At 65.8% G+C, this 13988-nt stretch carries 13 protein-coding genes; 8 read left to right on the top strand and 5 right to left on the bottom strand.

Going from position 1 to position 13988, the window contains the following annotated elements; genetic code table 11:
- Positions 1 to 5 precede the first annotated feature (5 nt).
- Together BST13_RS38395 and BST13_RS27465 are read right to left on the bottom strand one after the other, a co-directional pair.
- Positions 6 to 1154, bottom strand: coding sequence for a hypothetical protein (locus BST13_RS38395; protein ID WP_095533727.1), 1149 nt, complete (start codon positions 1152 to 1154; stop codon positions 6 to 8).
- Positions 1154 to 1411, bottom strand: a complete 258-nt coding sequence (locus BST13_RS27465) for a hypothetical protein (RefSeq protein ID WP_083167736.1) — start codon at positions 1409 to 1411, stop codon at positions 1154 to 1156. The genes BST13_RS38395 and BST13_RS27465 overlap by 1 nt, the downstream gene beginning before the upstream one ends.
- A 98-nt stretch (positions 1412 to 1509) precedes the next feature.
- On the opposite strand from BST13_RS27465, the gene BST13_RS27460 reads away from it, so the two are divergent.
- The 5 genes from BST13_RS27460 to BST13_RS39100 are packed head-to-tail and all read left to right on the top strand — an operon-like array spanning position 1510 to position 4446.
- On the top strand, positions 1510 to 1944 hold the full coding sequence (locus BST13_RS27460) for a hypothetical protein (protein WP_142282849.1): 435 nt from the start codon (positions 1510 to 1512) through the stop codon (positions 1942 to 1944).
- Positions 1898 to 2605 (top strand): hypothetical protein, encoded by a 708-nt coding sequence (locus tag BST13_RS27455; protein ID WP_245839823.1) that lies wholly within the window; start codon positions 1898 to 1900, stop codon positions 2603 to 2605. The genes BST13_RS27460 and BST13_RS27455 overlap by 47 nt, the downstream gene beginning before the upstream one ends.
- Positions 2595 to 4019 (top strand): type IV secretory system conjugative DNA transfer family protein, encoded by a 1425-nt coding sequence (locus BST13_RS27450; protein WP_083167729.1) that lies wholly within the window; start codon positions 2595 to 2597, stop codon positions 4017 to 4019. Before BST13_RS27455 ends, BST13_RS27450 begins: the two co-directional genes overlap by 11 nt.
- Complete coding sequence (locus BST13_RS27445) at positions 4016 to 4306, top strand: helix-turn-helix domain-containing protein (protein ID WP_083167726.1); 291 nt, start codon at positions 4016 to 4018, stop codon at positions 4304 to 4306. The genes BST13_RS27450 and BST13_RS27445 overlap by 4 nt, the downstream gene beginning before the upstream one ends.
- Positions 4303 to 4446 carry a hypothetical protein gene (locus BST13_RS39100; protein ID WP_158087204.1) on the top strand — a complete coding sequence of 48 codons (144 nt, stop codon included), beginning with the start codon at positions 4303 to 4305 and terminating at the stop codon, positions 4444 to 4446. The genes BST13_RS27445 and BST13_RS39100 overlap by 4 nt, the downstream gene beginning before the upstream one ends.
- A gap of 28 nt (positions 4447 to 4474) precedes the next feature.
- Here BST13_RS39100 and BST13_RS39865 read toward each other — a convergent pair whose 3' ends face one another.
- Together BST13_RS39865 and BST13_RS27435 are read right to left on the bottom strand one after the other, a co-directional pair.
- Positions 4475 to 4765: a hypothetical protein gene (locus tag BST13_RS39865; protein ID WP_245839822.1), complete on the bottom strand. Its 291-nt coding sequence runs from the start codon at positions 4763 to 4765 to the stop codon at positions 4475 to 4477.
- 113 nt (positions 4766 to 4878) lie between these two features.
- The gene (locus BST13_RS27435; protein WP_245839821.1) at positions 4879 to 5226 is read right to left on the bottom strand and encodes a hypothetical protein; all 348 of its coding nucleotides are present in this window, start codon (positions 5224 to 5226) and stop codon (positions 4879 to 4881) included.
- 383 nt (positions 5227 to 5609) lie between these two features.
- On the opposite strand from BST13_RS27435, the gene BST13_RS27430 reads away from it, so the two are divergent.
- The 3 genes from BST13_RS27430 to BST13_RS27420 all read left to right on the top strand — a co-directional run bounded on the left by BST13_RS27430 (position 5610) and on the right by BST13_RS27420 (position 7919).
- Complete coding sequence (locus BST13_RS27430) at positions 5610 to 6167, top strand: Imm61 family immunity protein (RefSeq protein ID WP_083167724.1); 558 nt, start codon at positions 5610 to 5612, stop codon at positions 6165 to 6167.
- Positions 6168 to 6377: 210 nt separating this feature from the next.
- The gene (locus tag BST13_RS27425; RefSeq protein ID WP_083167721.1) at positions 6378 to 6722 is read left to right on the top strand and encodes a hypothetical protein; all 345 of its coding nucleotides are present in this window, start codon (positions 6378 to 6380) and stop codon (positions 6720 to 6722) included.
- Positions 6723 to 7196: 474 nt separating this feature from the next.
- Entirely contained in the window at positions 7197 to 7919 is a 723-nt protein-coding gene (locus BST13_RS27420; protein ID WP_083167711.1) for a hypothetical protein, read from the top strand.
- A 151-nt stretch (positions 7920 to 8070) separates the two neighbouring features.
- Here BST13_RS27420 and mobF read toward each other — a convergent pair whose 3' ends face one another.
- Positions 8071 to 13866 carry a MobF family relaxase gene (gene mobF, locus BST13_RS40215; RefSeq protein WP_083167709.1) on the bottom strand — a complete coding sequence of 1932 codons (5796 nt, stop codon included), beginning with the start codon at positions 13864 to 13866 and terminating at the stop codon, positions 8071 to 8073.
- Positions 13867 to 13988 lie beyond the last annotated feature (122 nt).

Below are 13988 nucleotides of genomic sequence, written 5' to 3'. Positions count from 1 at the left end.
GCTGGTTAGGAGGGGATGGGTTGGTGGCCTTCGACGGTGATCGAGGACACGGCGAAGGTGTTGTCGACGGGGTCGGTTTGGCCCTCGCCGCCATTCATTCCGGGGAGGCCGGGGACGGGGGCCGTGGACGTCTGCGACGGCGTGCCCAGCGGGGCGCCCAGAACGTCGTCGAGCAGCCCTCCAGAGCCGGCCGTTGCAGGGCCCTGGTCGGCCGGTGGAGCGTCGGCGGGAGGCCGTGAGGTCTCCTGGACGATCATGGTGATCGTGGAGGCCAGGACGCCTTGTCCGGGCATCGGCTGGGGCGCTTCGCCGTGAACGTTCCCGGTGTGCTGAGGAACGACCGTCGGCTTGTTGCCGTGGTCGGTGAGAATCCATGACACACGGGTCAGGACGCGGTGCTGCAGCCACTGGTCGGCTCCGGACGCGTCCGGTCCGACCCAGCCGGGAGTGATACGGATGGCGGTGACCACCATGGTCCGGCCGAGCTCGATGGTGAGAACTTGGCCGTCGACGCCGCCGCGCACGCACAGCCACGCTTGGGTGGGGTCGCCGCTGGCCACGGCTTGCGCAGCAGTGGAACCGAGTAGGCATCCTGGTGCGCTCGCGGTGAACGGGAGTCCTGCGGGGCCTGCGGTGGCACCTGGTGGGGATGGTGGTGGTGATTCTTGCGGTGGGGCAGTGATTTTCGTGACGGCCTCGGACTGCTCGCTCTGGACTTCGGGCCCGTTTTTCATGCCGAGCAGGACGCTCGTGACCGCGATCGTGGTGACGACCACGAATGCGACGAAGCCGATGGCGAGCGGCTTGTTGAATCGGGGTGCGGGATTCGGCGTATCTGCGGTTTGAGCTGCGGCGGTATCGCCGTCGATGCCACCGGTGTCGTAGATGTCGGCGTCGTCGACGATCGGTACGACCTCGTCATCGCTGCCATCGGCTGGCGGGGCCAGCTCATAGTCCTCGATCCCCTCGGGGTCGGACGCCGGCGCGTACTCTTCGTCGTAGCTTGGCTCGTCGCCGGGGTCGTAATCCTCTGGGCTGTCATCAGATTCGGTGTCGTATCCGGTGTCGTCGGGATCTCGGTCGAGATCGGCAAGCCACTCCTGGGTTGCCGACCATGACGGGCCGTCGTGTGCGGCGTTGTCGGGGTGAGTCATCAGACGGCCTTTCGCATATGAGCGGATGCTGCTGGGGGGATGCCGGCCGTGCGGCCGACGTTGATGGCGGCTGGACGGGCACGGGTGCGCTGTCCCTGGCGTCGAAGAAGTAGACGGCTGGCCAGGATCACTGTCGCCACGAGTGCCGTTGCCAAGCCGATAGCAAAGATATGTTCAAGGATGTAGGCGGCGACGGCGGCCAGCATTGCCAACCAGAACGCGATGGTGCCGATCGCGACGCCGAGAATCGTTCTCATGAGATCTCCTAGTGAGTTCACGCTGAGGCTAAAGGGTGGTAATACGGTTTTGCGATAGCTGTCGCTAAACGTGATGAGTAATTGCTACGTTCTGCGTTGTGAGACCAATACCGCAGGACGGGCCGGCCCGGCTGATGTTTTTTGTCCAGCGCAGACTGGTGCAGTTGGGCTGGTCTCGTGATGACCTTTTCGCCCATGGCGGCCCGTCGCCGTCGACGCTGTACAAGGCGTACCGGCTCAACCGGGAAATGGACGAGCGCACCATGCACAAGCTGGAGCGGGCCGTGGGGTGGGAGGAGGAGTCCTGCCGCATCACCCTTGACGGGGGTGAGCCGACTATTCGTCTGTCAGACCAGGTAGAGACGGTGAAAACCCGGGTGGACGCTGCGGTGGCGGTGTCTGAGAGGGTCGCCGTGGGGCGTACCGCAGCGGAGTTGCGCGACTTTCTGATGGGTGTCGCTGAACAGCTGCGCGAGTTCTATCCTGATGATCAAGCACCCCACCAGGAGGCCGCTGATGCCGGCGCCCACTGATCGGTTCGACGAGGTCCGCCGAAAGTGGATTGCACGTCATCAGCACACGTTCATATTTCAGAAAAGACGAGCAGAAATTCTGGCTCGTCAAATTCGCGACCGCGCACAGGAAAATACCGGTGCGCGGGTCGACCCTGCCGATGACGACATCATTCATCCCATGTGGGCGCGGCCACCGGAAACAATTTATGCGGCGGTGGATTGGGTGATTGTTCTGACCGCCGCACTGTTCGCACCGATCGGCTGGGCCGTCGGCCGCGGCGTCTACGCGTTCACCATCCAGCTAATCCCGGACAACCTGAGGTCGTATCCGATCGCAGCGTTCATGTGGAGCGCGGTAGCGGTCGGGATTCCATTGCCAGTCATCTACTGGCTGATCTATTCCGGCAGCGGCACCTTCGCTTCGACGGTGGTTGTGCCGTGGGTCGTCGCCCAAGTTCCGGCAGCGCTGCTGGCCGCCGGGGTGTACGGCATCTTGGAGGGCTGGCTGGCCGTTGACGGTTCTCGTGACTGGTGGCCCATGCGGCCACCCCAGGAGCACGACGAGGTCGACTTCGGGTTCCACACGGAGATCGAGATGTTGCCCAGCGTGTTCCGCACCCGGTCGCGCCAACCGATAGGGGAACGCACACCGATCAAGCGAGATCGCGATGGCCTATAAGCCGCCGCCGACGCCGTACTGCGGGTTCTTGTACGACGACGAGACCAACCGTCGCACAGTCGCGGAATCAGCTGCCCACGTGCTGGTCTCAGCACCCACAGAGACCGGCAAAACGCGTCGCATCTTGGCGCCGGCCGCCGTGCTGTGGACCGGGCCCGCGGTTGTAGTGAGTCCGAAAGACGACCTGATGCAACTGGTCATGCAGCGCCGCTACGGTCCCAGCGCGTTGATTGACTTTCGTCCCGACTACGACGCCGACTATCCCGACATCGACCTGCTGTCGTTCGACCCCACGAAGCTCATCGTCACACCGGATCAGGCTGTGACGATCGCGAACACGATGATGCAGATGTCGGCGGTGGGCATGGGTTCGGGTGCAGACCAGGTCAGCGACGCCGGCATCTGGGAGGCGAACACTGAGACCCCGCTTGCAGCCATGCTTTACGCTGCCTCGCCGCGCGGAAACGGCGCCGGTATCGGCTGGGTTCTGCTGGCCGTCAACAACACTCGTCTGACCAAGAAGGGCGAGCAGAAGTCGACCGATCCAGGCTGGGAGCACGCCGCCGACATCGTGGCCGACATTCCGCTGTTCAGAGATGCGCTGATGGCGACGTTGGTGATGGATCCCAAGCAGCGCGACAGCATCGCGTTGACGATGCGAAAGTCGGTGACGCCGTGGATGCGTCTGCAACTGCGCGGCAATCTCCCTCCGGCTTTCGACGAGTCGATCCTGGAGAATCCGACATCCACGCTCTACGTCCTCACGCCAGCCGAAGGCTCGATCGCCGGCGCCGCGGTGACACTGATCGACCACCTCGTGCGACTGTGCCGGGCGAAAACGGCACGCAAGGAGATGCGGCACCGCCTGCTGATCGTGATCGATGAAGCCGCGAACACTGCTCCGATGCCGGCACTGCGCCGCTACATCAGTGAGGGCCGGGGGCTCGGCGCGAATCTCATGTTGGCTGTGCAGGCCAGCTCCCAGCTGGAAACCGTGTACGGCACCGCGTACATGAAGGAGCTCCGCGACACCTTTCCATCGGCGTTGATCATGTTCGGCGCACCGGAGATGGAGATCTTGCAGCGCGCCGAGGAGTGGGAAGGGCAGACGACCCGGCGCCAGGAGACATTCGATCAGGTCTCCAGCCACAAAACCCTGTCCTCGCAGCTGGGTAGCACCCTCGAATACCGCCGGCTGCTCCCGCAGAACCGTGAACATGCCCGCCTCGTGCGCCTCGGGACCGCGGGCGTGCTGACTGAGATCCCGGAATGGTCGAAGTTTCTCGCGATTTATGACCGGGCAATCAAGAACGTCCTGGAAGAGCCTGCGTCGCGGTCGCGCGACAGTTTCTGGACCCGACTGGCTGAACGGCATCAACGCGGACTGGCCGCAGCAAGAACCGGGTCACGATGAGCGGCGAAGAACTCACGCTAAATGCGCGTCAGGTGGCGATTCTCGACGTCCTGCGTTCCACCAGAGGGTTTCTGAGCACGACCGAGATCCGCGAGCAGGTCAACACGATGGCCGGTGTCGTCCTGGTGGCCGAGCAGGTCTACCGCGCACTGCTGACCTTGGAGCGGCGCGGCCTCGTCGAGCGGGTCCGGGTTGAGGGATCGATCAAAGCGCATTGGGGGCGAACCGGGCGGCCCGGTGACCTCGCTCTCCAAGACACCAGCCGAAAGCCAAGGGAGACTGCATGATGGCGACGAAGAAGACCCGAAAAGCACCGTGGCTCAGCGGTTTACTGTTTGCACTGCTCGGCGCGGTGTGGATGATCGGACAGGTCGCCGCCGGCATCGTTGGACTGATCGCGAATCTTCTGTCGGCGCCAGTCCTATGACGCGGGTGTCCTCTCTCGTGCGCGCCTATCAACCGCAGGAAGATGAACATTGAGCACCGACCACATCAATGTGGACGAGGTCATTGTGTTGCTGCGCCGGGCTGGCCTCATTCCAGACCAGTGGGACGTGGCCACGATCGCCGGCAAGGCCTCCCGGTGGATCGCGGATAACCTTCTCGAACTGTCCGAGATGGCCGGATGGGATGCGGTCGACCAGGCAGCGCATCTTGCGGAGTTCGGATCGCTGGCCGCCGTGGATTTCATCGAGCAGTGCGTCATTGAGTCCGGTCCCGCCGCCGCGCCGTGGCGAGAACTGCAAGCGCGGGTCGACGCCGGGGATTTCGACGACTGGTCACCGGTATGGGTTGCCGACCGCCACGTTCAAGGGCCTGTGTCCCCGGGCGCGGTGCGGCGCGATGTACAGGTAGGGGTTTACCCGCCGCAGGTCGCGATGTCTTTGCCGTCGATGTTGACCGCAGATGACCACCACCATGTCGGGCCGAGGATGTCGAGTACGGACTGAGGCATGAAAAGCCCGATTTCACTGGGAGTGTGCTCGTCGGCGAGTCCGTCCATGTTGTGTTGTTGCGCTTCGTCGAAGGGAAAGTAGAAGTAGGCGATGCGTTGCCCGTCGAGCGTTTTGTATCCGAGCTGGACGGTCTTTCCGTCGGGGTTGGTGGCCAGCAGGGACCATAGGACGGTGCCTGAGGTGGGGACGGTGCCTGCGTAGGTGAACCGTACGGTCGCTGTGGTGCCGGGATGGCCGGCGAGCTTTCCCACTTTCACTGTGGTGCCGGTCAGTTCGATGGGTGGGCTCGGTTCGTTGGTCGTACATGACGATTCCGGCCCGGCCAGCGTCTTTCCTGGGGGCGGGGTTGCCGGTGGGGAAGGCGCTACTGGCGGTGGTGGCGGCGCGAGAGCCGGTGTCGAGGCGGCGGCCGCAGCTGGGGACGAGGTGGTTTCCGTGGGCGTTGATGGGGGAGCGCTGGTTGAGCCGCAGCCAGTGATTGCCGCTGCCACTGAGACGGCAGTGAGCAGACGGATCATCCTGGTTCTCTCCTTGTGTGCTGGGGACGGATCATTCATACCGTGCGGCGCTTGCTCGTTGGGGCTGTTTCGACGGTCAGCGGTCGATTGCGAGCGCACCGTTACTGTGGGCGACCGTGACCGGTGTGCCAGCTCTGAGCGCTGATTGTTTGGGGTGGGCGCGGGCCGCTGGATTTGTTCATCGCACTGACGACATCGCAGGGGTTGTCGAGTTCAGGTCGGAGATGGGTGCGCCGATTCGATATGTGGTCCGGCGGCCGGCGAGGGATCGTCTGGAGCTCGTCGAGGTCGATGAACTCGGCGATGAGCGATTGGTGTTGTTCGTGGCGGAGATGAAGGTTCTCGAGCGTTACTTGTTCGGTCTGTTCGGCGACGATATCCGAGCAGAAGTCGAGCTTCCGTTTGTTGAACTCCGTTGGGACAGAGACGCGTTAGCCGAGGGGTATGAGATCGACGATTCGAGCCCGGGCTACCAGATCCTCACGGGGTCCGGTAGTGGTCCGGTCGCTGCGGTTCCCCGTTCGGAGGTCGGTCTGCTGGCGTTGGTGCCGTTGTCGCATTTCCTCGGCTGGAGTTTGGCGGCGTTGAAGCGGTCGTTTCTTGATGAGTCGTTCAGGCCGCTGTTGGCGGCGGATGGTAGTTATGCGCAGCCGGAACTACGCAAACCCACATAGTTTCAGTTCAGGTAGCGCACTGAGAGCGGCTTAGCATTGGTTATGCCGAAGTGCACAGCGCCGGTCAAGGGTCACACGAGTGCCGCCGCGAAAGCGGCTTGCCCTGTGCACGGCACACAGGCGTGGCGAGTGAACACTCCGACACCGCCGGCCGTCACCCCTCGCACACGCGGCACGACCCGATCGACGAGGGGCACCGTTAACGGTCTCATGACGGCAGCCGACCAAATGGCCCGCCAGACAGGATCGGTGGCCGGCGCGGACTTCCTTGCCTGGATCGCCTTGGCATTGATCGTCCGCGACCACCTCTGGCTATTCGTCCTTGGAGCCATTGCCATCGCGTTGCCGATCGCACTCTCGGCGCAGTGGACCTTTCAATGCTCGGCCTGGGTCAACGACGGCAGCGCCCGCGGCCGACGCCGGCGCGCCGGCATCTTCGAGCGCTGCCACAGCCACAGCCAGGCGGTGATGACGCAATACGATGCCGCAGCTGCGGTCGCCGTAGTCATCGCCGTCATCAACGCACTCATCCTTATCGCCGCCCTACAGCGGTAGAGGCGCAGATACGACGACAACCCCCGGGTGGAGCCCCGAGGGTTGTCGGCACCTGTTCGCAGGGCCAGCTGCCTTCCATTCCCGACGCCCATACCGGGGGCGGCGGCGACTGCCGGCGCGAGCGGGCCCACTGCGTGGTTACCAAGTGTGAGCAAATCCATTTGGCGGGCCGGTGCCCCACGAACATTACCGCACCATCCCTGCCACGACCTACGGTCTCCGAAAACAGAATGTCGTTTGCACCCGGTATACCCCTTCGCCAGCGCCCGGTACTATGTAATAACTGGACCAAGTGTTACGGGTCTTCGAACGAAAATTGCAGGTGAGGGCCAGATGATTCAACAGGTCAGCCGCCGGTCGGCGTCGCTTGACGCTGCGCAAAGATTCGCGGCACGAGGCGCGCGCCGTGGCGCTCCCGTGCGCCGGTCCTTCGTGACACGCGACAGTGAGGGGCCAACCGGGCTTGAAGCTGTGATGCGGGCTGCCCGAGGTGGGGCTGGCGGTGGGCGTGGCGGCCGGACTCGGCTGGCACTGCTGCTGAGTCTGTGGTGGGTCAACTCGATGCCGCCCTACTCGTCGCAGAAGCCGGCGAGCTGGTGGGCCGAATTGATCGGTATGGACGATCCTGCGAAAGGCCCCCGTACCGTTGCGGCGAACTTTCAGGAGCTCGCTCGGCGGGGTTTCATGAGGAGCGAGCCCGGGGAACCGGGAATGGCCAACGTGGTGACTCTGCTCGATGACCTCGCCCGGCCGGGTGAGCCGTATCTGCGGCCCGACGGCAAGAGCGGATCGTATTTTCGTGTTCCCGATCGACTGTGGACGACCGGCGCGATCGCCAAACTCAGCGGCCCGGCCCTGGCGATGTACCTGATCGTGCTGTCGTATCACCATCGCCCAGATGGGATGGAGCACCCACCGGGTGAAGGGATCCGCACACCGGCAGCTCCTCCGGTGTGGTTTTCCCCCAAGAGGTTCAGTGAACGGCATGGGCTGTCTGAAGACACCCGGTTGACGGGAATCCGGGATCTCGTCGGCGCGGGCATCGTCGACGTCGAGACCAAGCACGTCGACGTCCAGAATCAGTCAGGGTCTGGTCATCGCCGCTTCCGCAGGCAGCTGCTGACCCTGCACCCGCTCTACGTGCCACCACTGCCCGGCCGTGCGCCATCGAAGGAACCCGACAAAGTCCTGATTTGAACGGAACCAACGCCCCGCCGGGCGACGTCTAATCGGTCATGGACTTCGATGAATGGCTCGCACTGATCGGTGAGGGTGTGGATCCCGATGACCCGGCGGTGGCAACGGCGCTCGACATGGTGCGCTGGGAGTTGCAGCTGCTCGGGACTGATTAGAGGTCGAGGCCGACGTCGGTGCCTCGACTGCGATCGCGGTCGGGGTCGATGACGCGGGCCCGGTAGTGGGTCGTGTCGTGGTAGGTGCGGCCCAGCTCGTCGCGGCGAGTCAGTAGGTCGTTGGCTTCTTGTGCGGCCTCGCCGGGGGCGGTGGTGCAGGCGAGGTGGTGTTCGACACGGTCGATCGCGGTACGCGCGGGACGCTCTGCCGGGTCTGCGAGCCGGTGTGACCACGGCAGTTGGTTGTTGAGCATGTCGGTGAGGCTGGCTTCGCGCTGGTTGTCGGTGCTGGTGACCAGGAGCAGTTTGGCGTTGGCGTCGCCGGCCGCCTTGGTGAGCGCGCGCAGCTGGCGGGGGTCGAGTTGGTCGGCGTCGTCGACGACGAGCAGGGTGCCGGTGGGCAGTTTCCATTGCCCGTTTTCGAGCCGCTCGATCGCTTGGTCGGGGTTGGCGGTGGTGTCGGCGTAGCGGTGTTGTGCCGCATAGGTTTCGGCGTTCTCGCTGGCGGGGATGGCCAGGATGCGGTGTTGGTTGCGTAGTGCGGTTGTGGCGAGGGCGCCGAGGACCGCGGGCTTGTCTGCGTTGGCGCCCAAGTGGAGGGGCTGGACGGTTTGGGCGCTGCCGGCGATGTCGGTGACCGCTGCGGAGGCAGGTTGGTCGAGCAGGGCGAGGTCGGCGTCGCGGGTGGCGTACATGGCGGCTGGGCTGCGGACGCCGGCAGCGTCGAGCATGTCGACTTCACGGCGCAGTACGGGAAGGTCGGCGGCCAGGTCGTAGTCGACGCCGGGCCGGGTGCCGAACACGCGGGCGGCGGCGAGTTCGGCGCGCATGAGTTGGTTGTCGAGGTCGGTGGCCTCGATGCGGGCTTGGCGCAGCTGTTCGGCGTCTGCCTGCATGGCGGCGGTGCGGCGCTGTTGAATGTCGTGCTCGGTGACCACTCCTGAGGGTCCGCCGGCGATGTTCATCAAGGCCTCCTGAGTGGTGTCGCGCTGGTGGGCGGCGTCGGCGAGCGCTGTAGCGACCGCCGGTGTGTGCCGGTCGAGTTCGGCGCGGTGTTCGGTGAGAACCGCGGCGAGATCGGCCTTGCCGCCGCGTTGGGCGGCGGTGATCTGCTCGGTGATGGTGGCGAGCAGTCGGTGGTGGGTTTCGGCGGTGTGCTCGGCGCGGACCCAGTCGGTGTGGGCGTGGGTGTAGGCGTGGGCATAGGGGCGCTGTTCGTCGCGGCGCCGGGCCAGTTCCGCGAGCTCGGTGGCGAGGGCTTGTTCGGCGGGCCCGCCGCCGGTGTGCAGGATGGCGTGTTGCAGCTGGCTGACCCGGTCGCGGGCGCGATCGCGGGCGATGCGCAGCGCGAGGATGTCGGCCGGGCGGGTGGGGGCCGGTCGGTAGGGCAGCAGGTCTTCGAAATCCAGATTGCCAAGGTCGTCGTCGGCGTATCCGTAGGCGTAGTCGGCGGGATCCGGTGGCGCGTCCTCGTAGGCGGCTTCTTCCGGTGATGGCTCGGCGAGCAGATCGAGCTGGGCGCCGGCGGCGGAGGCCGCCCATTCGGCCGGGTGCGGAATATCGGTGTCGATCGTGGCTGCATGGGTGAGCAGTTCGATGCGGGTGGTGAGAAGCCGGGCGTATTCGTCCGGGCGGAGTCCGCCTTCGGTTTCGGCGATCTCGCGCAGGTGTTCACTGGCCGCTGACAGCAGATCGGCCGGTGGCCAGTCGGATGCGGTGACGGCGGCGATGAGTCCGGGCCATGCCGGGTCTGCGATGACTGTTTCGGCGAGCTCGGAGCCGAGCAGATGGTGCAGTACTGGGGTCCAGTCGGGACGCAGACGGGGGTTCGAGCGTTGCAGTGTCGGCGGGGCCAGAGTGCCCGACAGCCGCCACCACAGGGCTGCTGCGGGCAGTTCGTCGGGCAGCGGACCGTGGGCGGCCATCGCGGAGGCGAGCATTCCCGCGACGTCGGCGCCGGCGCGGGCCGCGTCGTCGATGTGGGCGGCGAGCCGTGGCCAGTAGGGGTCGTTGGGAATGTGCGGGTTGAGCATCGCGGCCATGGTGCGCCAGCGCGAGACGCTGTCTTGGCTGTGCAGGATCGCGGCATCGACGCGGCTGTGCAGAAGTTTCTGGAAGGCCGCGGAGCGGTTCGCGTGTTGTTCGCGGCCGGTGATCCGTGTGTCGGCGGGATCGACATCGTGGGCGGCGCGGAACACGGCGATTTCGGCCATCAATTGAGGTTGGGCAGTGAGCAGTGGCCGCGCCCAGGACGGCGCGGTGGCCGCGGTCCACCCGCGTGCGGTGTCGCGGATTTGGTCGGCCAGTTCGGTGACGAGTCGTGCTCGGCCGGCGAGGTATTCGGCCCATTGCGGGTTGTGTTGGACGGCGGTCGGGATGGCCGGCAACCAGCGCAGCGGCCCGACATTGGCGGCCGATGAGCCTTCGGGCGTGGGCAGGCGCCAGTCGAGCACCGCGGCGGCGTCGACGGTGTCACCCAGCGGCTTGGCCGCGGCGTGTTGCAGCGCCGCTACGGGGTCGTGTCCGTCGAGGGCGAGCAGAGCCAGGTTGCGCCGCAGGACGGGCCAGGCTTCGGCGTCGGTGATGTCACCGGCGATGGCGGTGGCGGCCTGGTCGATGCGCGCCATGGTGGCGGGCCCGGCGAGAACTTCGGCGGCCGCGGTGAGTGCGTCGGCGTACATGCTTGCCGCACCGTGCAGCCGGCCGAACGGGTCGAGTTCTGCTTGCGCTGCGGTGGTGGCCGAGACCTGGCGGCCGTCTCGGCGAAGGATGGTCGAGAGGATGTCGACGGCGGTCGGTGGGTGGGTGGCTTTTGGCGCGAGGATGCGGTGCGGGTCAGCTTCGGATGTCGAGAAATAGAAGTGGTTTTCGTCGCGGGCTCGGGTGCCGGCGACGTAGAGCTGTTGGCGGGTCAGGTGATCGGTGGCGACGATATGGCAGGTGCCTTTGATCTTCTGAGTGCCGGCGGTGAGGCCCTGGGCGGCGTTGATCGTCGACGCGTAGCCGAGTGTGGTGTTGGCCGTGACGTAGTCGGCGGGCAGCCGGATAGTTTTGGCCCGCCGGTCGGCTCCCAAGGGTGCGACGGTGATCGATCCGTCGCGGTGCACGGAGCGGATTTCGTAGCGGTGGCCGTTCTTGATCCAGGCACCGTTGGGCAGCTGCAGCCAGCGGGCGTTCTTGCGGGTGATGATCCAGTCCCCGGCCGATGCGGTCAGCCCGTCAGCGAGTGTGACGGTCCGTGACGGCGTGGCGTTGGCACTGCGCAACCGGTCGAGTCGGGCGCGTTCGTTGAGTTCGGCGACCAGGTCGTTGGTGGGGGCCAATAGGACGCTGCGGTGCCCGGCTTTGATGTCGTCGGCCCACGCTTGGTAGGCCATGTCGGCGGCGGTTTGGTCGGCTCCGACGTGCACGCGGGCGTGGTCGATGTAGTAGGCGATGCCGGCGGGATCGCCGTCTCGGATGGCCAGACTGGCGGCGCTTTGGGCGGGGTCGCGGAAGCGCACCACCGTGGAGAGAGTGAGGGTTTCGGGGCGGGTGGACAGGTCGGTGATGACGCCGCCTGCTGAGATCGACGCCAGCTGTTGGTCGTCGCCGACGAGGCGCACGCTGGCACCGCGGGCGAGTGCGTGGGTGATCATCTCGTCGAGGTCGAAGGTGGAGGCCATGCCCGCTTCGTCGACGATCAACAGGGTGTCGGGACCGATGGTGTTGAACCACTTGAGTGCCGGGTCGTTGGCCGCGACGGCGGTGCGGTCGGGATGGTCTGCGGGGGTGGCCAGTTGAACGAATTTGGCCATGGTGTCGGTGGTGATGTGGGCATCTTCGGCCAGGACTTCAGCGGCCGCCGCGGTTGGCGCAAGGCCGATGACGTTGCCGCCGCTGTTGATCCACGCGGCAGCGAGAACGGACATTGCGGTGGTTTTTCCGGTGCCGGCGGGGGCGAGCGCCAGTTGCAGCCGGGCGCCGGAGGTGGCCATGCCGCGCACCAACGCTTGCTGGGCTTCGTTGAGTTGCAAGCCGCTTTGGGCGTGCTGTTCGAGCATCGCCAAACCGATGCTGGTGTCGTCTGCGACACGGCCGCCACGCTGTTCGGCGGCGGCAAGGATGCGGCGTTCGGCGGCCCGGATGGCTTCGCTGGTGTAGCGGGTCGAATCGTGGCGGGTGTAGACCGAGACGCCATCGCGGCGGCGCAGGACCGCGGGTTCGTTCATCTCGGTGTCGGCGTGGGTGGTGATGGTGATGCTGCGGGCGTCGAGAGCATGGTTGACGATCCGGTTGAGGATGTCGGGGTCGCCGTGGCGGTCGGTGCCTCGCAGTACCCGTTGAGCCTCGGCCCGGACGTGGTTGATGCCCCATTCGGCCCGGTCGTGTGAGACCCGGTCGATGACGGCTTGCGCTTGTTGCGCAACCCATTCGGAGGTGATGGCGGGCTGGCGGCGGGGCCGGGCGCGGTGGGTGACGTCGGTGATCAGCCGGGCCAGTTTGCGGTGGCTGCCGATGACTTCGATGGCTTCGGTTCGCCATGTCTGCCGCTGCTCGCCAAGGCTGCGCGGTTCGTGTTTGGCCTGCCGGGTGTCGAGGGTGGCCTGCTGGGACAGAGCGAGCATCTCGACGGCGCTGGGTTCACGGCCGTGCTCGGCTTGGAAGGCCTTCGCCAGGTCTGCGACACGGTTTTCGATCGCGGCGCGACGGGCTGACCAGCGTTCGATGAGTTCGACCGGGATGCCGTCGATTTCACGCACCGGCCGCTTGTCGTTCTTGGCGCGGGTTTCGGCGAACTGCACACCGAGTGCGGCCATGAGGTGCGCCTCGAGTCGGGTGTTGTAGAGCTCGGAGGCGGCGACGGCGGCCTTGTGCAACGGGTCACCGTCCAGCGCCAGCCAGCGCGGGATTCCGTCCGGCCCGACGACGCGCACCTTGTTGCTGATCGCGACGTGGGTGTGCAGGTTCGGGTCACCAGCGCGGGAGTCTCGGTGATCGAACGCCGCGGCGATGAATCCGGTGGTGTCGACCTGCGCGATTCCGTTGGCTCCCACGCGGGAAAACGCCGCGTGTTCCTCCAGGAACGCGAGCGCGTCGGCGACGGCTTGGTGGTGAGCAGCGAGGATGGTTTCCGAGATTTCCCGGGGCGCAACAGCCCACAGCACCGACACCGATTTGACTGGGGTGAACGTGAGGTCGTAGCCGGCGACGGCTTGAGTTTGGGCGCGGGACTTGCGGGCGATGAAGCCGGTCAGTTCTCGCTCATCGGCCGGCGGGCGGCCGTATTGGTCAGTGAACATTTCACGGGCGACCGCTGTTTTGACGCGGGCACGGTCCTCGGGTTCGAGGGAGGCTTGACGGTCGCGGCCGAGGGCGGCGTTGAAGTCGGCGTAGCCCTCACGAAGGCGGCGCATCCATTCGTTGTCGGTCTTGTTGACGCGGAACGGCCGGCCCAATCGCGCGGCGGCGATGGCACCACTGTGGCCAAGCCCGAATCCGGTGAGCCGCTCGGTAATTCGATCCGCGTTGGGGTGCAGCCCTTCGCCGAAGAGGGCCTTCATCTGGTCCTCGGTAACCTCAGATCCTCCGGGCACTGACCACAGCTCGGCGACCATCGGATCGGTGGCGTCACGGCCCACAGGCTCGCCGAGTCCGGGTAGGCCACTGCCCATCCAGCGACCGGGGGTTTCCCCTTTCTCGCTGTAGTAGTCGGCCAGGCTCGATGTGCCGCGGTGGGTGTCGTCGGACGCGGCGACCTGGCGAATCAGGTACAGGTACCCGTCGCCCGCGCTCAATTTGTGCAAGCCCATCACCGCGTCATCACCCGGGTCGAGCCAAAGGGCGGCCGGGGAGTTATACGACAGCCGTTATCAATTTGTGACCTGAATGCAAGAGGTGTGATGTGCCGTTGTTGGGTGGAAATGGATGTGGA

The organism is Mycobacterium aquaticum (assembly GCF_002086485.1).
Taxonomy (GTDB): Bacteria; Actinomycetota; Actinomycetes; order Mycobacteriales; family Mycobacteriaceae; genus Mycobacterium; species Mycobacterium aquaticum.
Note: the sequence above shows the minus strand (reverse complement) of the source record. Positions and strands in the feature narration are given on the sequence as shown.

Bases quoted from the DNA above. Each gene is read 5' to 3' on its own strand.
- BST13_RS27420 (WP_083167711.1), top strand. From the start codon at position 7,197: ATGCGGGCTGCCCGAGGTGGGGCTGGCGGTGGGCGTGGCGGCCGGACT.
- BST13_RS27425 (WP_083167721.1), top strand. From the start codon at position 6,378: ATGACGGCAGCCGACCAAATGGCCCGCCAGACAGGATCGGTGGCCGGC.
- BST13_RS39100 (WP_158087204.1), top strand. From the start codon at position 4,303: ATGATGGCGACGAAGAAGACCCGAAAAGCACCGTGGCTCAGCGGTTTA.
- mobF (WP_083167709.1), bottom strand. From the start codon at position 13,866: ATGGGCTTGCACAAATTGAGCGCGGGCGACGGGTACCTGTACCTGATT.
- BST13_RS27445 (WP_083167726.1), top strand. From the start codon at position 4,016: ATGAGCGGCGAAGAACTCACGCTAAATGCGCGTCAGGTGGCGATTCTC.
- BST13_RS27465 (WP_083167736.1), bottom strand. From the start codon at position 1,411: ATGAGAACGATTCTCGGCGTCGCGATCGGCACCATCGCGTTCTGGTTG.
- BST13_RS27455 (WP_245839823.1), top strand. From the start codon at position 1,898: ATGATCAAGCACCCCACCAGGAGGCCGCTGATGCCGGCGCCCACTGAT.
- BST13_RS38395 (WP_095533727.1), bottom strand. From the start codon at position 1,154: ATGACTCACCCCGACAACGCCGCACACGACGGCCCGTCATGGTCGGCA.
- BST13_RS27450 (WP_083167729.1), top strand. From the start codon at position 2,595: ATGGCCTATAAGCCGCCGCCGACGCCGTACTGCGGGTTCTTGTACGAC.